Here is a 25,047-nt window from a genome sequence, read left to right as displayed (position 1 = left end):
GTTGCTGATCAGCCGGCGGCAAACACATGCAGCTCCGTGCCCGCCTGTTCGGCAGCAGTGCGCAGGTCGGCCTTCGGTTCGCTGTCGGTGACGATATCGGCAATGTCATCGAGCCCGCAGATGCGTTCGAGACTGCTGCGGCCAAACTTGTCGTGGGTCACCACCAGCACCGTCGACAATGAACGCGATATCATCGCGCGTTTAACGGCTGCGGCACCCGAGATCATGTCGCTCGGACCATCGGCGCTTATCCCCGATGCCCCGATAATGGCGACGTCGGCATTGTAGCGGCGCAGGAACTCGACGGTGTCTTCGCCCAACACGCTGCCTTCCCGGCTATCATAGGTCCCGGGGCAGAGCAGCACCCGAAAGGTCGGATTGGCGCCGGCCACAGAGGCCACTCCGGTGGAATTGGTGATGATGGTCAGGTCGCGCTTCAGCTGCGAAAGGTTGCGCGCCACCTCATAGGTGGTCGAACCGCCATCGATCATCACGATCTGGCCCTTCTCGACAAGGCTTGCCGCGCCGCGGCCGATGCGGGCGCGCTCCTCGATCAGGGTCAGGCCACGCTCGGAAATCACCGGTTCTGATGTCACCAGCGAGATCGTCGCACCGCCATAGGTGCGGTTGATCAGCCCGGCATCGCCGAGTTCGATGAGATCGCGGCGGATGGTCTCGCCGGCGACGCCGATGCGCCGTGCGAGCTTGGAGATGCGTATCGACGCCGACCGGCGCACTTCCGAAAGGATAAGCGCGTGCCGCTCCTTCTTCGTCAGTCGGCCTTGGTCCATGACTATTCCATTCCCTTTGCAGCAATCAGCGCGTCGCCAAGCTCGGCAAATCCCTCCGCGCCGCGCCCGCTTGTGACGAAGGCGGGAGACGCCGGAAGCTCGCCGGCGAAGTCCAGCACATTAGCGACGCCGACGCTGTTGGGGAAGAAGCCGAACATTGGTGCATCGTTTGGACTATCGCCGACGAAGACAATGCTGTCCTTGTCGTGGTCTATGTCTATACCAAAACAGTCGCGCAAGAATAGCCGGCTTGTTGACAGTTTGTCGTATTTGCCGAACCAGCCATTGACATGGATGGACGAGATTTTCGCCGCCGCTCCATAGCGCTGAAAGATAGCGACGATCTTCAGCACTTCAGATTTGGGCAGCGGCGCGACATCCTCGCGAAAATCGATCGCCAAATCGGCTTCGCGATAGGCCTGGTCAGCGGCGACCGCCGCACCCGGAATTTCCGCGAGCACGGCGCGTTCGATCTCGCGCAGGCGCGCCGCGTCAGCCTGCCTTTCCCCGGCACTCCTGGCATAGTGACGAACGATGCGCTTGGCAGTGCCGTCATAGCGGAAATAGAAAGCGCCGTTCTCGCCGATCACGCCATCGACCGGCCATTGCCGCGCGATCAGGTCGCACCAGCCGGCAGGGCGGCCGGTCACCGGCGCGACAAGGAAGCCGGCCTGCTTCAGCCGCTCGAGCGCCGCATAGGCTTTTGCCGGCAGCCGTCCCTTGTCGGTCAAGGTGTCGTCGATATCGGTCAGAACGACGGCGATGTTGCGCCGGTCTAGCGCGGTGAAGTCGGCAAGCGGACGCAGCACCCGCTCAGGCTCCCGCCGCAACCGTTTCGAGCGAGGCAGCCGCGACGTCGAGCATGGTGAACCTGTCGCGGATCAGCCGGGCATTGGCGACCGCCTCGTCGTAGAAGCCAGCCGGTATGGCAACCTCCTGCGGCGTGGTCGGCGCGCCGGCGGCGCGCAGTGCTGCCGCGATCTCGCGCGCCGGGCGTGCCACCCGCACCAGCCTTTCACGATGCGAGCGCCATTGCTTGGCCAGCATGGTGTTGATGGCGTTTGCCCGTTCGCGGTCCAGCAGCTTGGGCTTGAATGCCGCCCAGCAGGAACGTCCGAGCGTTTCGCCGAAGATCTCGATGAAGCGTTCTGGCGTATCCGCGGACGGCGCGAGCTGCAGCTCCGGCAGTGCCAGCACGCGCTCCTGCAGCCGCGCCATCGTCAACGTCGTCACCGCTATGTGTTCGCCGTGATGCGCCTCAGGCAATCCCTGGCCCCGCATGTCGATATAGTGGGCGATCAGATGTTCGCCCTGGCTGGCCGGATAAGAGCCGCCGCACAGTGTCATGCCGAGACCGGACATGACCAGCGTGCGCACCAGCACTTCCATCGCCTCAAGGTCGCCGGTCCCGAGTTCGCCGGCTTTGGCGATAAGCGCCTCCTCGTCCTCAGCCAGAAGCATGAACGGCGCCTCCCGGTAGGGCGTGCCGAGCAACAGATGCGCCATCAGCCAATCGGTCTGCGCGGTCGGCCGCGCCATCGAATCGCCGAAGCCGGCAGCGATCAGCCGGTGCGGCGCTCGCGCCATGACATCGAGATCGAGGAAGACACCGACCGGCAGGCTCGCCGTCAGCGATTTCTTCAGGCCGTCCTCTGTGATTGCCGCAGACACCGAGGTGTAGCCGTTCATCGACGGCGCGGTGCCGAACACCGCATAGGGCTTTTGGGTCAGATGGGCGGCATATTTGGTGATGTCATTGATCGAGCCCGATCCGACCGCGACCAGACCGCTGGCGTCTTTCGTGCGGGCGATCACCGATCGCACGGCGTCCATGTCGGGATGCGGATGGCGCGGCAGGATGATCTTGTCGACATCGCTGGAGCCGCGCAGCGCAATCGACACTCTCTCGCCGAGAGCCAGCCTTGTGTCGGGATCCATGACAACGGCGAGCCTGCGGCCGAGCGGCAGCGGCTTGACCAGCGCATCGGCTTCATCGCCGAGACCGCGCCCTATGACGATGGTCTTCAGCGGCACCGACAGCATTCCCTGGCTGTCCGGGTCAGGCAGCGTGCCGGCAATAAGGCGATCGAGCATTTGTCTGGACATAGGATGCAGTCCGGTCAGTCAGCATGAAGCGGGGTCAGGGCATCGAACAAGGTGCGATACCGGCGGTAACTTCTGTCGTAGGCGGCCTTGGCGGAAGGATCAGGGTCGATCGTCTCGATGTGGCCGGCCAGCCTTTCAGCCGCCTGCTGCACTGAGGAGGTAAGGCCGATGGCTGCGGCGGCAAGGATTGCCGCACCGATCGGCGAGGCATCGGCCGCACCCGCGATCTCGACCGGCCTGCCGCTGACATCGGCACGGATTTGCGCCCATACCCGGCTGCGCGCGCCACCGCCTGAGAGCCGGATGCGATCCGTCGCGATATCGAGATCGTCCAGCCGGTCGACCACGTCGCGCATGGCAAAGGCACAGCCCTCCAGCACGGCACGGGCACAAGCGGCTTTGCCGTGGAAGGATGTCAGGCCGTAGAAAGCGGCACGCGCTTCGGCGATCCAGCGCGGCGCCATGGCACCGGACAACGCGGGCAAGAACAGCAAATCGTCGCTGCCGGCAACCACCGTCGCCGCCAGTTCCGACATCGCCGCCGGCGAATCGACGCCGAAGGTTGTTAGAAACCACGTCACCGCGCCGCCCGAGAGCCATCCGGGATTGGAGATGAAATAGCCGTTGCCGAGAAAGCCATGGGTCTCGACCAGGCCGCCGGGGTCGAGGCGAAGCGTGCCGGACACCGCGCCGACCACTTCGGCCGTGCCGAGATTGCAGGCGACGACACCGGGCACGACAACCCCGGCGCCTATGGCGGCCGAAAAATCATCGCCGGTGCCGACCGCCAGCGGCGTGCCCACAGGCAGACCGGTGAGCTCGGCGCCGGCGTGGGTCAAGGCGCCGGCGATCTCAGATGCATCGTCGATGCCGGGCAATTTATCTGCATCGATGTCGAAGGCCGCCAGCAGATCGCCGGCATAGTTGTGCTCCTTCAGCCCATAGAGCATGGTCGTCGAGGCCAGCGCGTGATCGATGACGGCACGACCGCACAACGCTGCGACCACGAATGATACCGGTTGATGCCAGAGCGCCACTCGGCGCGCTTCGGGCAGGTTGCGCGCGGCCCAGCGGATTTTCGCCGCCATATGCGTGGCGTCCAGAACGAGACCGGTGCGCTCGCGGATGAAGTCCGGATCGATGGCGGCGATCTCTGCCGCCGCGCGCCGATCCATCCAGATGATGCACGGCGTCAGGGCCTGGCCGCTGCTGTCGACCGCAACACAGCCGTCGAGTTGGCCGGCAATGGCAATGCCCTTGATGTCGGACGGCGCAAGCCCAGCCTTGTCGAGCGCGCCGGCAATGGCCGGCTTGAGCGCCGCCAGCCACAGCGCCGGATTCTGTTCGGCCCAGCCGGGCGCCGGGAAGGCCGGCTGGTACAACACAGCGGCCTCGCCACGCAGCCGCAATTCGTCATCGACAACGATCGCCTTCAGGCTTTGTGTGCCGAGATCGATGCCGATGACTGGCATTAGACACGCTCGCAATCCGCGAGAACATCCCGCAGTTGCGAGAGGATAGAACCTTTCGTCGGCGAATAGGAACCGTCGAACACCGCTGTGCCAATGGTAAAAGCGTTGGCGCCGGCCAGCTTGATCGCCTTGATCCGATCGGCTGATGCCACGGCGCCGGCGACGATCAGATGCCGCGACGGACCAAGCCCGCGCCGGGCTGCGCGCACCAGTTCGGCCGGGTCGGCCTCGGTGGCGCGATAGGCGAGGATGTCGCATCCCGCACAACCCTTCTCGGCGAAGGCGCGGCAGTCGGCCTCGACATCCTCGGCCGAACCGCCGAGCTTGGTCGGATGGCCGACCGGCCGACCCGGAAAAGGGTAGTATTCGGTGCCGCTCCCCTCCAGCAACGCCATGATCTCGTCGACCTGGGTTCCACCGAGCAGGCGCCGGACGCCGAGATCCCTGGCGATGCGCGCGGAATTAAGGCAGGCCTCAGCCGTCGTCGAGACAACTTCCATGTAAGTGGTGGCGCCTGTCCGGCCAATGGCGACAGCGAGCTTGCGCAGCACATCCGGCGCGACGCCAATATCCTTGAAGCCGACATGCTTCAGGCCGACCGGCTCAATCAATTCGACCAGGTCGAGACAGTCCTCGACCGTGCGATCGTTGCGCGTCAGCATGAAGATGAAGTCCATCCGAAAGGTCCCTCGCCTGGTCGGGAAAGCCGGTTTGCTGCCGGTCTGTTAACACCTCCCAGCCATTTGTTGCAAGGTGCCACATTTTGATTTGCAGTACCACACATTTTATGACAGAACGGGCGCCAGCCCGCCAGGCACGACTTCTAGGGAGAGGGAAGAATGCTCAAGCCGCTGAGACGTACTGCGTCCAGACTGCTCGTCGCAGCCGTATTTGTGTGGCCCCTGACGTGGCAAGTGACACAAGCGGCCGCGTGGGATCTGAAAGAGGCGTCGAAACCCTATAGCGGCCAGACCATCCGCATGGTCGGCGAGGCGCTGCCGCCGCTCGAAGCGCTGAAGAAGATGGCGCCGGAGTTTGAAAAACAGACCGGCATCCATGTCGAAGTCGAGATGTACGAGCACTCGGAAGCCGTCAACAAGGTGCAGCTCGATCTCAACTCGCACCGCGGCCGCTACGACGTCATCATCCAGCCGCATCGCGAACTCGGCAAGTTCGCCACCAACAACCATCTGGTCGAAATCGCCAAGATGATGGCCGACCCGGCTTTGCGCGATCCGAGCTTCGAGCCGGAGAAGCAGCTCTACCAGACCGCCTGGCACGAAATCTCCTGGTATGACGGCAAGGAGTACGGCTTCCCCTTCACAGTGCTCAACATGTTCATGTGGTATCGCTCGGACCTGCTCGCCGATCCCAAGGAGCAGGCAGGCTTCAAGGCCAAGTATGGCTACGACCTCGCTCCCGCCAAGGACTGGAAGCAATATCGCGATATCGCCGAATGGTTCTATCGCCCCGACCAGGGCTTTTACGGCACCGCCCTGCAGGGCAAGCGCCACGAGGCGCTGTGGTATGAGTGGCTCAACTTCCTTTATTCCTTCGGCGGCGACGTGCTCGACGTGAAGAGCGGCTCGGCCTGCGGCCCGGTCATCGTCAACAGCCCCAAGGCCGTCGCCTCGCTCGAATATTACAAGAGCCTGCTGCAATTCTCGCCGCCGGACAGCCTCAACTATTTCTGGGATGATGTCATGGCGCTGATGCAGCAAGCCAAGGTCACCGAGCTGATCATGTGGAACGACGCAACCTATGCCGTATCGGTCGACACCACGGCCTCCACCGTGGTCGGCAAGGTTGGCTTCGATCTCGTGCCGCAAGGCGACGGCGGCAAGATCGGCCAGGTCGAGGGCTGGACCTATCTGATCCCGGTCTATTCGAAGAACCAGCAGGCCGCCTTCCTCTTCGTCCAGTGGATGATGGGCTATGACCGCCAGCTCGAGCAGCATCTCAATGGCGGCGCCTCGGGCCGGCCCGATGTCTATGCCTCGGCGGAGGTGCAGAAACTGCCCTACGCCAAGGCGTCGATGGAGGCCAACGAGCATGCGGTGCCGAAGGCGACGCTGCCGCAATCGGCCGAGATGACCGACATACTGGTGCGCGAACTGTCATCCTACCTCGCCGGCGAAAAGGAGGCGCAGGCCGCCCTCGACACCGCCGCCACCGACATCTCGACACTGCTCGGTTCTTGCGCACCCATGACCTATCCGGCACGATAGGCCTTGAGATGTCGCGCAGAGGCTACCCGCACAAGCGGGTAGCCGTTCTTGTCCGCAGGAAACGCCCGTGACGAACCGCACTCCATCGCCGCGCGGAATGCCGCTTCTCGACCGTGGGGTGGGGCCGCTCTTGATGCTGCCGGCGACGCTGCTCGTCGTCGTCTTCCTGGTCGGCCCGTTCTACTACATGGTCTACACCGCGCTGACCGACCTCAGCTTCGCCGACGCCAGCCATGCGGGCGCCTTCGTCGGTTTCGACAATTTCCGCAAGCTGATGCGCAACGACCCATTCTTCTGGGCATCGTTCCTGCTGACGCTGAAATTCGTCATCATCGCCGTCGGCCTGGAATTCCTGCTCGGCTTTGCGCTGGCCTTCCTGATCTTCCGCTTCGTCGCCAGCCAGCGGCTTCTCACCACACTCCTGCTCATCCCGATGATGATCGCGCCGGTCGCCGTCGGGCTGATCTGGCGGCTGCTGTTGCAGGGCGATTTCGGCATGCTCACCTTCTACATGCGCAAGGTCGGCCTGCTTGCGCAGAATTCGGCGGTGCTTTCGGCACCCGACCTGGTGTTTCCGACCATCGTCGCCATCGATGTCTGGCAGTGGACGCCTTTCGTCACCCTGATCATGCTCGCCGGGATGATGAGCCTGCCGCGCGCGCCGTTCGAGGCGGCGATGATGGATGGCGCAAAACCGTTTCAGATCTTTTGCGATGTCATGCTGCCGCTGCTGCGGCCCGTCATCGCGCTGGTGCTATTGCTGCGCGGCATCGACGCGTTCAAGGAGTTCGACAAGGTTTTCCTGATGACCGGCGGCGGTCCGGGAACGCTGACCGAACTGGTGTCGATCTACGCCTACCGCGTCAACTTCCGCAACTGGGACCTCGGCTACGGCGCCGCGGTCGCCTTCATGATCTATCTCGTCGTGCTGATCCTGTGCTCCGTCTTTTACAAGGCCGTCTACTGGTCGAGCCGCAAGCAGGCGGCGTCGTTTTGAGGGCGCTGCGATGATCGATCAATCCACCAACCGCGCCTGGAGCAGTTTTGCCTGGGCCGTGCTGCTGGTCGCTGTCGTGGTGGCCTTGACGCCCTACGTCTGGATGGTGCTGGCCTCGTTCAAGAACCGCGTCGACCTGTTGTCCTCGGTGCCAAAATGGGCTTTTACGCCGACGTTCTCCAACTATCCGGCGGTCTTCATCGACAAGGAATACTGGCCGCTGGCGATCAATTCGGTGCTGATCTCGGTGTCGTCGACCATACTTTGCATCGTCATCGGCGCGCCAGCGGCCTATGGCTTTGCCCGCTCGGATTTTCCCGGCAAGGAAGACCTGTTCTTCTTCTTCCTGACCACGCGCATGGCGCCGCCGATCTCAATCGCCGTGCCGCTGTTCCTGTTCTTCACCTCGCTGGGCCTGATCGACACCATCTACGCCGTTGTGATCGCCCACACCTCCTTCAACCTGTCGCTCGTCGTCTGGATGATGCGCGGCTTCTTCGCCGAAATCCCCAGGGAGATCGACGAGGCCGCGATGATGGACGGCCGCTCGCGGCTCGGCGCCTTCTTCTTCGTCGTTGCACCGCTGGCCGCGCCCGGCATCGGCGCGACGGCCGTGCTCTGCTTCATCCTGTCATGGAACGAGTTCCTCTACGCCTTCATCCTCGTCGCCTTCGACGGGCGGCCGCTGACCGTCGGCATACCGGGGCTGGTGACGCCGCATGGCACGCTATGGGGCCAAGTCGCGGCGGTCGCCATCGTGGCGACGCTGCCGATCGTGCTTTTCACTTTCCTTGTCCAGAAACAGCTCGTCCGCGGCCTCACCTTCGGCGCGGTCAAGGGTTGAAGGGATCTCGCATGGCAATTGTTTTCGACGGCGTCACCAAGGCTTTCCCCGATGGGACGGTGGCGCTGCAGGCGCTCGACCTTGCTTTCGAGCCCGGTGAATTCCTCGTGCTGCTCGGGCCCTCCGGCTCGGGCAAGACGACAGCCTGCCGGCTGCTCGCCGGGCTGGAGCGGCCGACCGCCGGGCGCATCATGGTCGAGGGTCGCGATGTCACCGACCTGCCGCCGCGCCTGCGCGGCATGGGCATGGTGTTCCAGAACTATGCGCTCTACAGCCATAAGAGCGTCTACGAGAACATCGCCTATCCCTTGCGCATCCGAAAGATGCCGGCTGCCGAGCTCGACCGCTGCGTCCGCGCCATGGCCGAGCTGCTCGAAATCACCCGTTACCTCGACCGCCGCCCTTCGCAATTGTCGGGCGGCCAGGCGCAGCGCGTCGCCGTGGCCCGCGCCCTGGTCTGGCAACCTAGCCTCTGTCTGATGGATGAGCCGCTGTCCAATCTCGACGCCTTGTTGCGGCTCCACATGCGCACCGAGCTGAAGCGTCTGCATCGCGAGCTGAAAAAGACCTTCGTCTTCGTCACACACGACCAGGAAGAGGCGATGACGCTGGCGACCAGGGTCGCGGTGTTGCGCGAAGGCGCACTGATCCAGTACGACGACCCGCGCGAGATTTATCGGCGGCCTGCCAATCGCTTCATCGCTGAATTCATCGGCCGTCCAGCGATGAACACGTTCGATGGCGATGTCCGCGCCGGCGTCTTCCACGCCAGCGGTTTCACTTGCCCGCTTCCGGGAAAGCCTGATGGTCCCATCGTGCTCGGCATTCGCCCCGAGCAGATCCAGCTTGTCGACGCGACTGCCGGCGATGCCATCCTGTTTGCCGTCGACGTCGTCGAACCGGTCGAGCCGGACGTGCTGATCTTCGCCACGAGCGAGGCCAACGCGCTGATCGTCAGGACCGTGAATGTCGATCGCGCTTTCGATCCCGGCCAGCCGCTTTATCTACACTTTCCGCCGGCGGCGCTGCACACCTTCGATGCGGTGTCGGGAGCGCGACTGCCGTGAGCACGCTGCTCGCTTTGGTGCCGCTGGCCGCCGCAGCCTTGGTCTGGTGGCTGTTCTACAGCTTCAACCGGTCGCGGCGCTGGTTCTCGACAGGCGAACTCATCTTCTGGGACGCCATTGCACTGGTAATCCTGCAGCTTGTCTGGCTGATCTGGTTCTGAATGCGCATTCCAGCAACGCAGATCAGTAGCCCAGCGCACAACCGTCCTTGCGCGGATCGGAGGCACCGGTGAGCGTGCCCTTTTCCCAATCGATCAGCACCAGCTGGCCGCCGCCATGCGGCTCCTCGGCGATCGAAACCTGATGACCGCGCTGACGCAGGCCGGCGATCGCCTCAGCCGGAATCCCGCGCTCGGCCAGCACGGCATTGTCCTTGTAGAACACCCGTGGCGCATCCAGTGCCTGCTGCGGGTCCATCCCGAAATCGATCATGTTGGTCAACAGATGGACATGGCCGAACGGCTGGTAGCCGCCGCCCATCACCCCGAACGGCATCACCACCTTACCCCCTCGCGTCGCCATGCCAGGCATGATGGTGTGCATCGGTCGCTTTCGCGGCGCGATACGATTTGGATGGCCTTCCGTGAGGCGAAAACTGCTGCCGCGATTCTGCAGCACGACGCCTGTCTTGGGACCGACGACGCCGCTGCCGAAGGAACCGAAGGTCGAGTTGATGAAGCTGACTGCATTGCGGTCGCGGTCGACCACGGAGATATAGACGGTGTCGCTGCGCGGCAGCTCAAGCCGCGGCAGATGCGTCATGGCGAGGGCCGGATCGATGGCGGCGCGCAGCCGCTCCGCATAAGCTGCCGACAGCAGTTGTTCGACGGGGACCTGGACGAAATCCTGGTCGCCGATGAAAGTATCGCGGTCCTGGTAGGCAAGCCGGCCGGCTTCGATCTCGAGATGCAGCCGCTGGGCACTGTTCGGCTCCAACGAACCAAGGCTGAAGCCCGAAAGCACATTCAGCATGATCAGCGCCGTCATGCCCTGATTGTTCGGTGGCATCTGATGGATATCGTAGCCGCGATAGGACGTATTCACCGACGTGACGTAGTCGCCTTGGGTCTCGGCGAAATCCTCCAATGCATGCAGCCCGCCCAGCGCGCGAAGACGTTCCACCAGATCGTCCGCGACTTCACCTTCATAAAACCCTGCACGGCCTCGGTTGGAGATGATGCGCAAGGTGTCCGCCAAGTGCGGCTGCCGATGCACATCGCCGGCTTGCGGCGCCCTTCCGTCGGGCAGGAATATGCGCGCGGCATGTTCATCGGCTGAGAGCAGGGCGACCTCGTCGGCCCAGTCGAAGGCGACGCGATCATGAACGACATAGCCTTGTTCGGCATAGCGAATGGATGGCGCCAGCGCGGCGTCGATGCCCTTTTTTCCGTGGTCCTCGAGTAGCCGGCACCATGCATCGATGGCGCCTGGTATGGTGACGGCATGCGGTCCGGCCGCAGGCAGTTCGCAATGCCCCCGCTCCAGATACCATTCGGCGGTTGCCGCAGCGGGCGAACGCCCCGAGCCGTTGAAAGCGAGAACATCGCCCTCGCCTTTGGGACTGTAGAGCACAAAACAGTCGCCGGCGATGCCGGTCGATTGCGGCTCGACGACGCCTTGCACCGCCGCAGCGCACACAGCGGCATCCATGGCATTGCCGCCGGAGCGCAGCATGTCGATGGCGGCCAGCGTCGCCAGCGGATGCGATGTCGCCGCCATCGCTTCTGTCGCGCGAACTGGCGAGCGTCCGGGGGACTGAAAATCACGCATGCAATCGCCTCCAATGATTTCGCGCCCGCCGGCCGCAGCCTTCAATGCTTGATGCGGTCGCGCATGGCGTACCACAACATCCCCAGCACATAGAGCGGGCCCCGCAGCGCCGTACCGCCCGGGAACGGCATCGGCGTCAGCGTCGAGAACAGGTCCAGCCGCGAGGCGTCGCCCGTAATCGCTTCGGCCAAGAGCTTGCCCGACAGCGTTGACAGGATGACGCCCTTGCCGGAATAGCCATGCGCGAAATAGACCTCGCCATAGTGCCCGACATGCGGCAGCCGCGACGTGGTCACCGACACCAGACCGCCCCAGGCATGATCGATGCGGCAGCCCTTCAGTTGCGGGAAGGTGGCCTCCATGTGCGGCCGCACGAAGCCGGCGATGTCGGCCGGCGGCGATGGCGTGTAGCGCTCGCCGCCGCCGAACAGCAGCCGACCGTCCGCCGACATGCGGTAGTAGTTGACGACGAAGCGCGTGTCGGACACCGCGACATTGGCCGGGATGACATTGTGTTTGCCCTCCAGCGGTTCGGTGGCGACGATGTAGTTGCCGACCGGCATGATGCGGCTGTTGACGCGCGGCTCCAGCCCATGCAGCAACGCGTCGCCGGCCAGCACGACATGTTTGGCCCTTACCGACCCCTGCGCCGTCGAGACCCGGATCGAAGGCTCGCGCTCCAGCTTTACCGCGACGGAATTTTCATGGATGACGACACCGGCCGCCACGGCGGCACGGGCAAGGCCGAGCGTGTAGTTCAGCGGATGCATATGGCCGCCAAGCGGCTCATACATCGCGCCATGATAGGGCGTGTCCACCTTGCCGCGTGCCTGCGCCGCCGACAGGATCTCGACGTCGCGGAACTTCATCACGCTCTCGAGGCATTTGGCCTCGTCTTCGAGATCCCTGAGGTCGGAGCCATTAACGGCACCGACGAGATGGCCGGTCAGCCGCAGATCGCAATCGATGGCGTGGCGCTCGATGATGTCGAGCACCAGGCCCCGCGCCTCGAAGGCGAGGTCGAACAGCGCCTTCGCCCGCTCGGGGCCGTAAAGCTTGACCAACCCCTTGGCGCCTTTGCGCAGGCCAGGGATCATCTGGCCGCCATTGCGGCCCGACGCGCCCCAGCCGATCTTGCCGCCTTCGAGCAGCACCACCTTCAGGCCGCGCTCGGCGGCATGAAGGGCGGCCGACAGGCCGGTGCAGCCGCCGCCGACCACCACCAGATCGGCGCCGACATCTCCCACCAGCGCCGGATGGTCCGGCGCCGGATTGGCGGTGGCGACATAATAGGAATTGCCGATATCGAGGCTCGAATTGAAACCCGTTGAGCCGGAGGCCATGATCACACCTTCAGCAGCAAATGGTCGCGTTCCCAGCTCGTCACCACGCTCTGGAACAGGTCGAGTTCGACGCTCTTGACGCGCAGATAGGTCTGGAAAAAATCCTCGCCGAGCAATGCCCGCACCGGCTCGCAAGCAATGAAACGATCAAGCGCCTCCTCCATCGTTTTCGGCAGCGTGCTTTTGATCTTGTAGGCATTGCCCGAGGCCTCAGCCGAGCGCGCCAGCTTCTGCTCGACGCCGAGATAGCCGGCAAGCAGCGAACCGGCGATCGCCAGATAGGGATTGCAATCCGCTCCCGGCAAGCGGTTCTCTACCCGCCGGGCGGCGCGGCCACCTGCCGGCACGCGCAGGCCGCAAGAGCGGTTGTCATGCGACCATTCGATGTTGGCCGGTGCGCTGTGGTTCGGCCGGATGCGGCGGAACGAGTTCACGTTGGGTGCGAACAGCGGCATGATCTCGGGCACATATCTCTGCAGGCCGCCGATGAAATGGCCGAACATTTCGGTGTCTGCATCATCTCTGTCGGCAAACAGCGCGGCGCCTGTCGTTTCATCGACGACAGACATGTGCAGATGCATCGAGCTTCCCGCCTGCGCCGCGATCGGCTTGGCCATGAAGGTCGCGTGCATGCCGCTCTGTTGCGCCGCTTGGCGAGTCAGCCGCTTGAACAGCAGCACCTGGTCGGCGAGCGGCACCGCGTCGCCGTGCAAGAGATTGATCTCCAGCTGCGCGGTGCCGGACTCATGGATCAGCGTGTCGAGCGGCAGGCCGGCGGCTGCGGCATAATCATAGACGCGCCTTATCACCGGCTCGAATTCTTCCAGCGCCACCATGTCATAGGGATGCTGCGAGCCCTCGGCGCGGCCATTGGCGCCAACCGGTGCCGTCAGCGGCTGGTCGGGATTCGGATTGGGCGCGGTCAGATAGAATTCGATTTCCGGCGCCACCACCGCGCGCCAACCGCGCTTCCGGTAGAGATCGAGCACGGCGCGCAGCACATGTCGTGGCGAGGCCATCCAGGGCTTGCCTTGCATGTGGAAGGCGTCGGCGAAGACATAGGCTTTGCCGACGCCACCGCCCGGCGCCAGGCACAGCGTCGACATATCAGGCACCATGCGCATATCCGGGTCTTGATAGGCAAAGCCTTCGTCGATGGAACCGGAGTAGCGGCCATCGATGCTGACCAGGAAAGCGCTGCTCGGCAGGTAGAGTGCGCGGTCTTCCAGCGCCTTGAGGAATTTCACCGTCGGCAGCGCCTTGCCGCGCAGCACGCCATTCATGTCGGGCACCAGGCACTCGACCTCCGTGATGCCGTGCTGGGCGAGCCAGGCCTTGGGATCGTTGCCGGTGAAGAGAGCGGTGTTGGTATTTTTGTCCTGCATTTTGGTTCACGTACCTATGAGAGAGAGTATGGCTTGCGCGGCCACATCCGTTCCAGGGGTCAGCGCCATCTTGGCAGCATTGTCCCTGAGGCGGGCGCGCATCGCATCGTCGGCCAGCAGGCCGAGAATGGCTCTCTCCAATCCCCCTTCCGTCCAGGCGTCGCGGCCGATATGGTCGCCGACACCTGTCTCTCCCGCGCGTTGCGCATTGTCGTGACCGTCCCAGCAATAGGGCATGATCAGCGACGGCACGCCGAAGCGCAGCGCCTCGCAAAAGCTGTTGTTGCCGCCATGGTGGATGAACAGGTCCGACTTCGCCACCACCGAAGGCTGCGGAAACCAGGCGTCGAGATAGACATTGTCCGGCACCGCGCGATAGGCGTCGCGCAGGCCGCCGGCATTGACGATGAAGCGCGCCGGCAGCCTGTCGAAGACGGCGAGCATGCGCTCGATCAGCCCGACATCCATCGCGCCGAGGCTGCCGAAGCTGACATAGACCAGCGGGCCGCCATTGCGCGGAAACACCGGCACCTCGAATGGCCCTTCCGAACGCACGCAGCCTTCGAGATAGACAAAGCGTTTGGGGTCGAGCGGCTCGGCCCGCTCACGCCGTACGATCGCTGGCGTCAGCAGCAGATTGAGGTCGGGTGATGTCTCGAGGAACAGGCCCTTGGGCAACGGCGCCAGGCCGGCATCCGCACGAAAACGGTTGAAGCGCTCATGCGCCGGTGCGGAGGCCGCGAGATAGCGCGCTTCGAACGCCGCACGTTGCGGGTCGTCGGCACCCATCCCCGAGAGATAGGGCGGCACCTCGGCATCCGGCAGTTCCGTCTCGGCACAGGAGACGACGCGCACCCACGGGCAGCCGGCGGCGGCGATCGCCGGGAACATGATGACGTTGTCGAGCACCACCGCGTCCGGCTTCAGCCGCGCCAGCAATTGGCGCAGCGGCGCCTCGGCGTTGACGGCGGTGTCGACGATCGCTTGCCAGGTCGGCGCGACATAGGTCTCGAGCTGGTCGATCGGGCTCAGCCGGAAATGCGGCAGGTGCCGGCGCACGAAGGCCTGCCAATAGCTCTGGCGGTCGCTGTCGCTCAGCGGCTCATCCGTCGGCAGATGGTATTCCTGGAAGCCATAGTCGGTAAAGACGCCGGAGAAGCCGGCATGGCAGATGAAGACGGGGCGAGCGCCCCGTGCGCGCAATGCCTGTGCGATACCGACGCAATTCAACGCGGCGCCGAAACTGGCTTCGGGAAACAGCGCGATGGTCGGGCTGGCTTTACGCGTCAATTATTCCTCTTCAATCCGGCCGGCTGATCATGCTGAACAGTGCGGGAGCTCCGCGGCTGGCTGCTTGCGGTCGCTGGCTGCGGGAGAGCCGCAGGTGGATGCGAAGCAGATCGGCAGCCACCTCATACTGCCGGCTTTCAAGATAGTCGAGTATGCCCGAGTGTTCGCGCAACGATTGCCGCAGCCGAAACACGTTGACGCCGGAATAGATGCCCGGCAGCCGGCGCAGGCGGAGATGATCGGCCAATGCATCCGACACAAAACGGTTGGCGCAGCCCTCGGCGATCATGCCATGAAAATCCATGTCCAGCCGCTGGAACTCGCGCGTGTCGAATGTCTCGTCCGGCAGCGCTGCAAGCGCTTCCATGCCTTGCCGCAACATTGCTGCCCGCGCCCCGTCCAGCCGAAAGCCTGGCGTCAGGATGGCCGCCGGCTCCAGCACCAGGCGGAACTCGTAGCTTTCGCCTTGCGCCTCCGGATCGTCCGGCGCGCGGCGAAACAACCAGGATTGCCCAGGCGCACGATCCAGAAGATTCTCGTCGGTCAGTTTGTTAAGTGCTTTTAGTACCGTCTTGCGATCAGCGTCGTAGCGTCGCATCAGCCCCGCGATGGTCACCGTCTGGTCCAACCGTCGCGCCGAGCGGTCGCGCAGGATGGCTTCGGCGAGCTCGTCTTCCTCCGCACTGGGTAGTTCGGCGGCAATGGCGGGCTGGGCGGCGAGGTCGACCGTCAGATGATAACCGCTGTCGGCCTCCCAGCGCACCACGCCCCGTTCCGCGAGCAGGCCGAGTGCGGCGCGTACGGGCGTGCGCGAGACATTGCACAGCGAGGCGATCTGCTGTTCGGGCAGGCGGGCGCCAGGCTCGAAGCCACGCTGCCGCGCCACATCCAGGATGCGCTGCGCCAGATCGAGATGGTTGGTGCGAGGTCGTCTGGCTACGGCTTGCATGACTTTTCTCGAATGCGAATGTGGCGCATTGGTCTGGCTGATCGCCGGAACAGGGACAATCGGCCAAATTCCTCCGTCGGTTGACAGATTATGGATTGACGTACTTTTTTCTGCAATAGTACTGTCGGCACAATCGGCGAGAAAAGACCGAGGGAACAGGATCGAGGCAGGCGCGCGCGTCGCCGGCCTTGGTCCGGCAAATGATTTCGACGATCAAACCGAATGGGAGACTGCCATGACCGCTACCAGCCTGCGGCGCCGTGCGCTCAATACATCCTCAATCGCTCTCGGTCTCGCCCTGACGCTCTCGGGGCCGGCCGCCGCAGCCGACCTCGTTATTTCGAACTGGGATGGGTACATGGCACCCGACGCCATGGCCGCTTTCAAGACCGCCACCGGCGTTGCCGGCGAAGTGGTGGTGCACGCCACCAATGAAGAGATCATGGGCAAGCTGATTGCCGCCGGCGGCAAGGGCTATGACGTGGTCTTCGTCTCCTCGCCCTTCGGCGAAGTATTAAACAAGCTTGGCCTGACCGAGCCGATCGACCATGCCAAGATCCCCAACCTCGCCAACCTCTATCCCGAAGCGACCAAGCTGCCGCACGATGCCGGCAACGCTTTCTCCGTGCCTTACACCTGGGGCACGACGGGCCTCTGCTACCGCTCTGACCTTGTCAAGACGGCGCCCACGAGCTGGAGCGACCTGCTCGCCCCTTCCGACGAGATGAAGGGCAAGACCACCATGCTGGCGACCGATCGCTGGCTGCTGGCCGCCGGGCAGCTCGACAAGGGCTATTCGGTCAACGAGACCGACCCGGCCAAGATGGCCGAGGTCAAGGACCTCCTGATCTCCGCCAAGAAGACCCTGCTCGCCTATGACGACACCACCTTCTATTCCAAGCTGGTTTCCGGCGAGGCGCTGATGGTGCAGGCCTGGGACGGCTGGTGCAATTACGGCATCGCCGACAAGCCGGAGATCAAATACGTCATCCCTAAAGAAGGTTCGGACCTGTGGGTCGACACGATGGTGGTGATGAAGGCGTCCGAGCACAAGGACGACGCCTTCAAGTTCATCAACTTCATGCTCGACGCCAAGAACCACGCCTGGGCGGCGCAGAACATCGACTACAAGGTGCCGAACAAGCCGGCGATGGAAAGCCTGCCGGCCGACTTCCTGGCCAAATTCCCCAACATGGCGATGCCGGTGGCCGATCTCGTCAAGTTCGAGCAGTTGCGTGACGTCGGCGAAGCCCAGCGCGACTATTCCAAGATCGTCAGCGAGATCAAGGCCGCGCAGTAAGCGGCGCAGACTTCACGGCCGGCAGCACTTCTGCCGCCGGCCCTGAGCGGTACCCGAGAAATTGTCCCAGACCCGACTTCGTTCCTCTCTGCTGATGGCCCCGGCGCTGGTCTGGCTGACCGCGCTGATGGTTATCCCATGCGCCCTGGTGCTGGCGCTCGCCTTCTTCCGGCGCGGCGTCTATGGCGGCATCGACTACACCTTCACGCTGGGGAATTTCGGGCTGGTCTTCGACCCGCTCTATGCCGGCATCTTCCTCAACTCAGCACGTATCGCCGGTACCGCGACGCTCATCGCAGTCGTGATCGGCTATGCCGCGGCCTATGCAATTGCCGCCGCACCGCGCCGGTGGCAGCCAATTTTCCTGTTCTTCGCCGTGCTGCCGTTCTGGTCCAACTATCTGATCCGCACCTATGCCTGGATCGTGCTGCTGAACCGCGAAGGGCTGATCACCCAGCTCTTGCGCTGGTTCGGCTACACCGGCGAACCGCCCTCGATGCTCTATACCGAAGGCTCGGTCATCGCAGGCCTCGTCTACAACTATCTGCCCTTCGTCATCCTCGCCTGCTACGCGCCGCTGTCGCGCCTCAACCCGGAACTGACCGAGGCATCGCGCGATCTCGGCGCCTCCGCTGCCACCACCTTCCGACGTGTCATCCTGCCGCTGACCGTGCCCGGCATCGCTGCGGGTGCTGTCTTCGTCTTCGTGCTGTCGATCGGCAATTTTGTCACCCCGGCGCTGCTCGGTGGCGGCCACTTCCAGATGATCGGCAACCTCGTCTACGACCAGTTCCTGACTGCCAATGACTGGCCGTTCGGCGCAGCGCTCGCCATGGCGCTGATCGCCATCATGCTTCTGGTGCTGATGGCGCAGGCGCTCGCCGCCGACCGCGCCGCGGGGCGTGCGGCTGAGGCAAGGGGCGACGTCGATGGCTGAGCGCTGCGCAATTCTTGCCTTCTCCCCGTTCACGGGGAGAAGGTGCCCCAAAGGGGCGGATGAGGGGCGGCGTCAACCTTTGCGACGCTCAGCGCTGCCCCTCATCTGCCTGCCGGTATCTTCTCCCCGTGAACGGGGAGAAGGACTCTGGTCGTTCGCTTGCCTTCCAATTGCCGGAGGCCGGCGATGACCCATTCCTTCACCCGTACGCTCGGCATGCGGACGATTCTCACCCTCGTCTTCGCCTTCCTCTACATCCCGATCGCCGTGCTGGTGGCGCTGTCCTTCAACGAAGGCGGATTGCCGACGGCATGGTCGGGCTTCTCGCTGAAATGGTACATTTCGCTAACTTCGAACAGCGCCATCCTGTCTGCAGCGCTCAACACGCTGATCGTGGCGCTGGTCTCGACCGCAATCGCCACATTGCTCGGCACGCTGCTGGCGATCGGCGTCGAGATGCGCCGGCAATATGGCAAAGGCCTCGAAGCCCTGATCTTCGCGCCGATGATCATCCCCGACATCGTGCTGGCGATTGCGCTTCTCTCGTTCTTTTCGATGCTCAACCTCACCATGGGCCTGCACACCATCATCCTCGCCCATGTCGTCTTCAACCTCGCTTTCGTCTGCTCGGTGGTGCGCGCAAGGCTGAAGAGTTTCGACTGGTCGATCGTCGAGGCCTCCGCCGACCTCGGCGCCTCGGCTCTGACCACCTTCCGGCGTGTGACATTGCCGGTCATCGCGCCGGCAGTGATTGCCGGCGCTCTGCTTGCCTTCACGCTCTCGGTCGACGAGTTCATCATCGCCTTCTTCACCGCCGGTGCCGGCCGCGCCTCGACGACGCTGCCGATGCAGATCTACGCCATGATCCGCTTCGGCATCACGCCGGAGATCAACGCGCTGGCGACCATCGTCATGGCGGTATCGATCACCGCGCTGACCCTGTCGCAGCGGATCAACCGTGGGATCATCGGCCCATGAGCGAACCGCGCACGCTGCTGGCCATTGATAACGTGTCGAAGACGTTCGGCCGGGTCACCGCCGTCGACGGCATCTCGCTCGATATCCGCGAGAACGAGTTCTTCGCGCTGCTCGGTCCTTCCGGCTGCGGCAAGACCACGCTGCTGCGCATGCTGGCGGGCTTCGAGACACCTACGGGCGGCCGCATCCTGCTCGACGGCAAGGACATCGCCCGGACCCCGCCCAACAAGCGGCCGGTCAATCTGATGTTCCAGTCCTACGCGCTGTTCCCGCACATGAGCGTGCGCGCCAATGTCTCCTACGGGCTGGAGATGGAGCGCTTGCCGAAAGCCGAAATCCGTTCCCGCGTCGACGCCATTCTGGCCACCACCGAGCTTGTCCCCTTCGCCGACCGTAAGCCTGAGCAATTGTCGGGCGGCCAGAAGCAGCGCGTTGCGCTTGCCCGCGCCCTGGTCAAGCGGCCGCGGCTGCTGCTGCTCGACGAACCGCTGGGCGCGCTGGACAAGAAACTGCGCGGCGCCATGCAGTTGGAGCTGAAGCGCCTGCAGCACGAAGTCGGCATCACGTTCGTCATTGTCACCCACGACCAGGAAGAGTCACTCGTCATGGCCGACCGCATGGCGGTGCTGAAGGACGGCAGACTGCTGCAATGCGACACACCGCACGCGATCTATGAACATCCGGCCGACCGTTTCGTCGCCGACTTCATCGGCGTGATGAATTTCGTACCGGGCAAGGTGTCTGCCAATGGCGTGATCGCCGCGAACGGCGCGCGCATCACCGGCAAGGTTCCCGCCAAGCTCACACCCGGCGCTTTCGCTGTCGCTTCGGTGCGACCCGAACGCATCCGGTTGTTCCCGTCAGCCGACACCGCTAACCGCACCACGGGCACGGTCGAGGCGCTGGCCTATCACGGGCTCGACCTGCAGCTGCATATCCGCACGCCCTTGTCGCCAAAACCGTTCCTGGTGCGCGTCACCGCCGATGCCGCCGACCGCCGGCCGGTCTCCTCGGGCGACCAAGTCGAACTCGGCTGGGACGCCGCCGATGTCAGAATTTTTGCAGAATAGGAGAAGCCTGATGGCGCAGAAGACGATCGCGTTTTTTCCCGAAGCGGCCTACGGCCCGGCGCTCAATTCGGTCGGCATCGCGCAAGCCGTCGAGGCGCGCGGCCATAAGGCAGTGTTCCTGTCCGACCCGGGCTTTGTCGATGTCTACAAGGGTTACGGCTTCGAAGCGCATCCGGTGAACCTGTCGGAGCCGATGCCGCCCGAGCAGATGGCGAAATTCTGGGAAGACTTCATCAACGGCCACATCCCGAACTTCCGCAAATCGCCATACGATCAGGTCGACAATTACGTGAAGGATTGCTGGACCGCGATCGTCGACAGCGCCAAATGGGCGCAGAAAGATCTGCCGCGCGTTCTGGCCGCCATCAAGCCGGACGTGATCTGCGTCGACAACGTCATCCTGTTTCCGGCCATCAAACAGTTCGGCAAACCCTGGGTGCGCGTCATTTCCTGCTCGGAAAACGAGATCGAGGATGAGGACATCCCGCCGCATCTCTCGGGCTGCGGCGAGAACGACCATGTCGGCCACCAGCGCTACCGCGATCATTTCAACGCGGTGATCAAGCCCATCCACGACGACTTCAACGCCTTCCTCACCGCAAACAATGAAGCGCCCTACCCCGTCGGCCAATTCTTCGAGGCCTCGCCCTATCTCAATCTGCTGCTCTATCCCGAAGCGGCAAAGTTCAAGCGCCGCCATCCGCTCGACCCGGCAAAGTTCCAGTATCTGGAAGGCTGCGTGCGGCAGGAAAAGCCCTATACCGTGCCGACCTTCCCCGAGAACAATGACGGGCCGCTGCTCTATGTCTCCTTCGGCAGCCTCGGCGCCGGCGATGTCGATTTGTTGAAGCGCATAATCGCAACACTGGGCAAGACCCGTTACCGCGCGCTGGTCAATGTCGGCGGCTACAAGGACCAGTACACGGATGTGCCGGACAACGTCATCGTGGAGAGCTGGTTTCCGCAGCCTTCAGTTATCCCGCAGGTCGATGCCGTAATCCACCATGGCGGCAACAACTCGTTCACAGAGTGCCTCTATTTCGGCAAGCCGGCCATCATCATGCCCTATGTCTGGGACGGCCACGACAACGCCACCCGCGTCCAGGAAACCGGCCACGGCTTCGGCATGCCGCGCTACGACTGGAGCGACGCCCAGCTGATCAGCAGGATCGAAGCCTGCCTGACTGACCCCAAGATGAAGATCAGGCTGGCGAAGACCTCGGCGCAGATGCAGGCCCAGAACGGGCCTGAGAAGGCAGCCGGGCTGCTGGAGGCGCTGCTGTGACCTGCTCCGCCCCGCATCTCTACCAAGCCTCCACCCGCACCGACCTCGTCGACTGGGGCGCCCAGTCCGACGCGCTGGACGGCGCGTCGCACTCGACCGGCAGGCTTGTCCACAAAGGACCCAACAACCAGCCGGAATCCGGCATCTGGGTCTGCACGCCCGGCCGCTGGCGGCTCTCGATTCCGCGCGACGAATTGTGCCATTTCGTCGCCGGCCGCGCGACGTACCGGTCGGATGCCGGGGAGGTGGTAGAAGTCGCAGCCGGGACCGTGGTCATGTTCCCTGCCGGCTGGACAGGCGAATGCACCGTGCATGAGACCATGCGCAACATCTACATGCTGGCTTGAACAGCAACGGAGCTTCCCAATATGCCGACACCGCGCTGGCCAAAGGCCTCGACCGTGAAACTGGAGGACTGGGGCGGGGGCAGCAACACGCTTGCCGGCTCGCCGCGCGCCTCGGGCAGGATCCTCTCGCAGAACCCGAACGGCTCAAGCGAATGCGGCCTGTGGTCGTGCACGCCAGGCAGCCGCAAGATTACCTTTGCCGCCGAGGAGTTCTGCCATTTCCTGTCGGGCCGCGGGACCTATGTCCGCGAGAATGGCGAAGAGATCCCGGTCGAGGCCGGCATGCTGGTGTTCCTCCCCGCTGGCTGGGCCGGCACCTCCACCATCACGCAAACACTGACCAAGGCCTTCATGTGCCGCTGAGCACTTTTTTAAAGGAAATCGCCATGACCACGCCCATCATGCAATCCCCGCTTGCCATCACCGACCTCGTCGACTGGGGCGTCATCCCGACCGTGATCGAGGGCGAGTCTCACACCTCGGGCAAGCTGCTCTACAAGGGGCCGGAGGGCCGTTCGGAATGCGGCCTGTGGGTCTGCACCCCCGGCAAATGGCACTGCCATGTCACCCGCGACGAGTTCTGCCACTTCCTCGAGGGCCGCTGCACCTATGTGCACGAATCGGGCGAGGTCATCGAGATCGAGCCGGACACGGCGGCGTTCTTCCCGCAGGACTGGAAAGGCGTCTGCACCGTCCATGAGACCATCAAGAAAGTCTACATGATCCGCTGAGCGGACCTGAAAGGACGACCATGCAATTCTCCGCTGAACGGCCGGCTTTCTTCGTCAATCCGGACTACCGGCCGATGACCGGCACGGCAAAACCGGTGATCGATCCGGCGACGCTGGAGACCGTCGGCTCGATCTCCGCCGCAACGGACGGTGAGGTCGATGCGGTGCTGTGTGCCGCAACCACGGCACAAGCCGCCTGGAAGAAGCTCGATGCCAAGAGCCGGGCAAAGCATCTGCATGCGGTCGCCAACGCCATCGAGGCGGCGGACTTCACGCGCTGCGCCGAGCTGATGGTGCGCGAGATGGGCAAGCCCTATCCCGAAGCGATCGGCGAGATCGCCAATTGCGCGCCGATCTTCCGCTACTATGCCGAGATGGCGCGCGACGACGCCGGCAAGATCGCCGGCACGACGCAGGCCGGGTCGTTCCAGTATGCGCGCTACGAGCCGTATGGCGTCTCCGTGCACATCATGCCTTACAACTTCCCGATCCTGCTGATGTGCTGGACCGTTGCGGCCTCGCTTGCCGCCGGCAACGGCTGCGTCATCAAGCCGGCCGAAGCGACGACGCTGTCGACGCTGGACTACATGACGGTGTTCCGTTCACTGCCGGAAGGGCTGGTCGCCTGCCTGCCTGGCACGGCCGCCACCGCGCAGGCGCTGATCGCCTCCGAGCGCACCCACGCTGTCGCCTTCACCGGCTCGGTCGCCGCCGGCAAAGCCGTGGCAGTCGCCTGCGCCGAGCGCATGAAGCCTTGCGTCATCGAAGCCGGCGGCAGCGATCCGCTGATCATCAGCGAGCACGCGCCGCTCGACGTGGCGGCAGCCGGCAGCGTCACCGCCGCCTTCCACCTGACCGGCCAGGTCTGCACCTCGGCCGAACGCTTCTTTGTCGTCGACTCGGTTCACGATCGCTTCGTCGAGCTGTTCGCCGAGAAGACGCGGGCGCTGCGCATCGGCAATGGCATGGACAAGACCGAGATCGGCCCGCTGGTCAGCGAAGCCGCCCGGGCGAAAGTGATGCGGCTGGTCGATGATGCTATCGGCAACGGCGCTATAGCCGTTGCCGGCGGGCGCATTCCGCCGGCGCACAACACTGGCTGGTTCTACGAGCCAACGATCCTGACCGGGGTTACGCCCGATATGGCGATCGTGGGCGAAGAGTGTTTCGGGCCGGTCGCAGCGATCTGCCGCGTAAAGGATTTCGACGAAGCGATCCGGCTTGCCAATGACAGCCCGTTCGGGCTCGGCGCCTCGGTCTTCACCACCGACCTCGCCGAGGCGCATGAGGCGGCCGAGCGGCTCGAGGCCGGCATGGTCTGGGTCAACAACCCGCTGATCGACAATGACGCCCTGCCCTTCGGCGGCTGGAAGGCATCAGGCCTTGGCCGCGAGCTGGGACGCCAGGGACTCGACGCCTTCCGACGCTCCAAGATGGTCGTCATCGACCACAGACCGGCGATCCAGGACTGGTGGTATCCTTACCCCGACAGCTGGTTCCGCGAGACAGGCGGCCGCAAGCACGTGTGAGCCCGGCCAGTCCATAACGTAAGCTGATGCTTACGCATCTGCCGAGATGGGCCGGCTATTTCAACGCTTGAAGCTTGTCGATCGCGGCAGTGAATCCGGCAAGCGAGACCGGAATGGTCACCGGCTTGCGCGTCACCGACTCGATGCCGATGTTCAGGTTGGTTCCCGATTTCATCGCCTTGACGAGGTCCGCCGACAAAGGGGTCGCGGCATAGGCGCCGTTCTGGTCGCTGGTCTGGATGGCAATGGTCGTCTTCTGCCCCTGGTCGATCTGGTACGAGGCGCCGGAAGGCAGGAACAGCCCGTGCGGCAAGGCCAGCAGCATCGCGAGGTTGCCATTGCCGTTGTCGCGGCGAACCGTAACGGTAAGAACGCGCTGCCCCGTCTTGGCCTCGGTAAGGTTTTGCGAAACCTGGCATTGAAGCTCGGTTCCGGTTGATCCGCTGGAGCAGTTTAGCGCCCACGGATTGCCTTCTGCAGGCTTTGTCTCGGCAGATTTGGTTGACTTCGGCTCTTCGGCAAGCGCCGACCCTGCCGTCACGACCAGCCATAGCGCGCCGACCCAGGCGGCCCGGCCACAAACGGTTCTCAGCAATGAAGCCACCCGATCCTCGTCGTGTCAGGGTTT

Annotated in this window: 25 protein-coding genes; 14 read left to right on the top strand and 11 right to left on the bottom strand. The window is 63.9% G+C overall.

Features of this window, described 5'->3' with window-relative positions; translation table 11 throughout:
- Window positions 1–8: 8 nt before the first annotated feature.
- From NKI05_RS12915 to NKI05_RS12895, 5 genes are read right to left on the bottom strand one after another with little or no spacing between them, the layout of a single operon-like run.
- Window positions 9–791, bottom strand: coding sequence for a DeoR/GlpR family DNA-binding transcription regulator (locus tag NKI05_RS12915; protein ID WP_023672930.1), 783 nt, complete (start codon window positions 789–791; stop codon window positions 9–11).
- Window positions 792–793: 2 nt separating this feature from the next.
- Window positions 794–1,597, bottom strand: coding sequence for an HAD-IIB family hydrolase (locus tag NKI05_RS12910; RefSeq protein ID WP_023672931.1), 804 nt, complete (start codon window positions 1,595–1,597; stop codon window positions 794–796).
- A gap of 7 nt (window positions 1,598–1,604) precedes the next feature.
- Window positions 1,605–2,897 (bottom strand): iron-containing alcohol dehydrogenase, encoded by a 1,293-nt coding sequence (locus NKI05_RS12905; RefSeq protein WP_081727369.1) that lies wholly within the window; start codon window positions 2,895–2,897, stop codon window positions 1,605–1,607.
- 14 nt (window positions 2,898–2,911) lie between these two features.
- A complete protein-coding gene (locus NKI05_RS12900; RefSeq protein WP_023751733.1) occupies window positions 2,912–4,369 on the bottom strand; it encodes a xylulokinase in 1,458 nt (485 codons plus the stop codon).
- A complete protein-coding gene (locus NKI05_RS12895; protein ID WP_023743084.1) occupies window positions 4,369–5,046 on the bottom strand; it encodes a beta/alpha barrel domain-containing protein in 678 nt (225 codons plus the stop codon). Before NKI05_RS12895 ends, NKI05_RS12900 begins: the two co-directional genes overlap by 1 nt.
- A 237-nt stretch (window positions 5,047–5,283) precedes the next feature.
- On the opposite strand from NKI05_RS12895, the gene NKI05_RS12890 reads away from it, so the two are divergent.
- The 5 genes from NKI05_RS12890 to NKI05_RS12870 all read left to right on the top strand — a co-directional run bounded on the left by NKI05_RS12890 (window position 5,284) and on the right by NKI05_RS12870 (window position 9,666).
- Complete coding sequence (locus NKI05_RS12890; protein WP_023751732.1) at window positions 5,284–6,597, top strand: ABC transporter substrate-binding protein; 1,314 nt, start codon at window positions 5,284–5,286, stop codon at window positions 6,595–6,597.
- 67 nt (window positions 6,598–6,664) lie between these two features.
- Complete coding sequence (locus NKI05_RS12885) at window positions 6,665–7,594, top strand: carbohydrate ABC transporter permease (protein ID WP_155923888.1); 930 nt, start codon at window positions 6,665–6,667, stop codon at window positions 7,592–7,594.
- Between the two features lie 10 nt (window positions 7,595–7,604).
- On the top strand, window positions 7,605–8,438 hold the full coding sequence (locus tag NKI05_RS12880) for a carbohydrate ABC transporter permease (RefSeq protein WP_023751730.1): 834 nt from the start codon (window positions 7,605–7,607) through the stop codon (window positions 8,436–8,438).
- A gap of 11 nt (window positions 8,439–8,449) precedes the next feature.
- Window positions 8,450–9,505, top strand: a complete 1,056-nt coding sequence (locus NKI05_RS12875) for an ABC transporter ATP-binding protein (RefSeq protein WP_023815716.1) — start codon at window positions 8,450–8,452, stop codon at window positions 9,503–9,505.
- Window positions 9,502–9,666 carry a hypothetical protein gene (locus NKI05_RS12870; protein WP_023685717.1) on the top strand — a complete coding sequence of 55 codons (165 nt, stop codon included), beginning with the start codon at window positions 9,502–9,504 and terminating at the stop codon, window positions 9,664–9,666. Before NKI05_RS12875 ends, NKI05_RS12870 begins: the two co-directional genes overlap by 4 nt.
- A gap of 22 nt (window positions 9,667–9,688) precedes the next feature.
- Here the strand turns inward: NKI05_RS12870 and ggt are convergent, their stop codons facing one another.
- Genes ggt through NKI05_RS12845 form a run of 5 tightly spaced genes read right to left on the bottom strand, consistent with a single transcriptional unit; the run spans window position 9,689 to window position 16,242 of the window.
- Window positions 9,689–11,275: a gamma-glutamyltransferase gene (gene ggt, locus NKI05_RS12865; protein WP_023815715.1), complete on the bottom strand. Its 1,587-nt coding sequence runs from the start codon at window positions 11,273–11,275 to the stop codon at window positions 9,689–9,691.
- A 41-nt stretch (window positions 11,276–11,316) separates the two neighbouring features.
- A complete protein-coding gene (locus NKI05_RS12860) occupies window positions 11,317–12,618 on the bottom strand; it encodes an NAD(P)/FAD-dependent oxidoreductase (protein ID WP_031201307.1) in 1,302 nt (433 codons plus the stop codon).
- Window positions 12,619–12,620: 2 nt separating this feature from the next.
- Window positions 12,621–14,003, bottom strand: a complete 1,383-nt coding sequence (locus tag NKI05_RS12855) for a glutamine synthetase family protein (protein ID WP_023698836.1) — start codon at window positions 14,001–14,003, stop codon at window positions 12,621–12,623.
- A 6-nt stretch (window positions 14,004–14,009) separates the two neighbouring features.
- Window positions 14,010–15,293, bottom strand: coding sequence for a glycosyltransferase (locus tag NKI05_RS12850; RefSeq protein WP_023698837.1), 1,284 nt, complete (start codon window positions 15,291–15,293; stop codon window positions 14,010–14,012).
- A 10-nt stretch (window positions 15,294–15,303) separates the two neighbouring features.
- Window positions 15,304–16,242, bottom strand: coding sequence for a GntR family transcriptional regulator (locus NKI05_RS12845; protein WP_023698838.1), 939 nt, complete (start codon window positions 16,240–16,242; stop codon window positions 15,304–15,306).
- Window positions 16,243–16,477: 235 nt separating this feature from the next.
- Between NKI05_RS12845 and NKI05_RS12840 the strand changes: the two genes are divergently transcribed.
- The 9 genes from NKI05_RS12840 to NKI05_RS12800 all read left to right on the top strand — a co-directional run bounded on the left by NKI05_RS12840 (window position 16,478) and on the right by NKI05_RS12800 (window position 24,419).
- Window positions 16,478–17,542 carry a polyamine ABC transporter substrate-binding protein gene (locus NKI05_RS12840; RefSeq protein WP_352792412.1) on the top strand — a complete coding sequence of 355 codons (1,065 nt, stop codon included), beginning with the start codon at window positions 16,478–16,480 and terminating at the stop codon, window positions 17,540–17,542.
- A gap of 94 nt (window positions 17,543–17,636) precedes the next feature.
- Entirely contained in the window at window positions 17,637–18,479 is an 843-nt protein-coding gene (locus NKI05_RS12835; RefSeq protein ID WP_023704266.1) for an ABC transporter permease, read from the top strand.
- A 186-nt stretch (window positions 18,480–18,665) separates the two neighbouring features.
- The gene (locus NKI05_RS12830; RefSeq protein ID WP_023704267.1) at window positions 18,666–19,457 is read left to right on the top strand and encodes an ABC transporter permease; all 792 of its coding nucleotides are present in this window, start codon (window positions 18,666–18,668) and stop codon (window positions 19,455–19,457) included.
- Window positions 19,454–20,527: an ABC transporter ATP-binding protein gene (locus NKI05_RS12825; RefSeq protein ID WP_023704268.1), complete on the top strand. Its 1,074-nt coding sequence runs from the start codon at window positions 19,454–19,456 to the stop codon at window positions 20,525–20,527. The genes NKI05_RS12830 and NKI05_RS12825 overlap by 4 nt, the downstream gene beginning before the upstream one ends.
- Window positions 20,528–20,537: 10 nt before the next feature.
- Window positions 20,538–21,812 carry a glycosyltransferase gene (locus NKI05_RS12820; protein WP_023704269.1) on the top strand — a complete coding sequence of 425 codons (1,275 nt, stop codon included), beginning with the start codon at window positions 20,538–20,540 and terminating at the stop codon, window positions 21,810–21,812.
- Complete coding sequence (locus NKI05_RS12815) at window positions 21,809–22,159, top strand: cupin domain-containing protein (protein ID WP_023815714.1); 351 nt, start codon at window positions 21,809–21,811, stop codon at window positions 22,157–22,159. The genes NKI05_RS12820 and NKI05_RS12815 overlap by 4 nt, the downstream gene beginning before the upstream one ends.
- Before the next feature lie 21 nt (window positions 22,160–22,180).
- Entirely contained in the window at window positions 22,181–22,522 is a 342-nt protein-coding gene (locus tag NKI05_RS12810) for a cupin domain-containing protein (protein WP_023815713.1), read from the top strand.
- 23 nt (window positions 22,523–22,545) lie between these two features.
- The gene (locus NKI05_RS12805; RefSeq protein ID WP_023712264.1) at window positions 22,546–22,890 is read left to right on the top strand and encodes a cupin domain-containing protein; all 345 of its coding nucleotides are present in this window, start codon (window positions 22,546–22,548) and stop codon (window positions 22,888–22,890) included.
- Between the two features lie 20 nt (window positions 22,891–22,910).
- On the top strand, window positions 22,911–24,419 hold the full coding sequence (locus NKI05_RS12800) for an aldehyde dehydrogenase family protein (protein WP_023815712.1): 1,509 nt from the start codon (window positions 22,911–22,913) through the stop codon (window positions 24,417–24,419).
- Between the two features lie 55 nt (window positions 24,420–24,474).
- Here the strand turns inward: NKI05_RS12800 and NKI05_RS12795 are convergent, their stop codons facing one another.
- Window positions 24,475–25,014 carry an invasion associated locus B family protein gene (locus NKI05_RS12795; RefSeq protein ID WP_023815711.1) on the bottom strand — a complete coding sequence of 180 codons (540 nt, stop codon included), beginning with the start codon at window positions 25,012–25,014 and terminating at the stop codon, window positions 24,475–24,477.
- Window positions 25,015–25,047: the final 33 nt, after the last annotated feature.

Origin of the sequence: Mesorhizobium sp. M0771 (assembly GCF_040320155.1) — a bacterium.
GTDB lineage: Bacteria > Pseudomonadota > Alphaproteobacteria > Rhizobiales > Rhizobiaceae > Mesorhizobium.
Note: the sequence above shows the minus strand (reverse complement) of the source record. Positions and strands in the feature narration are given on the sequence as shown.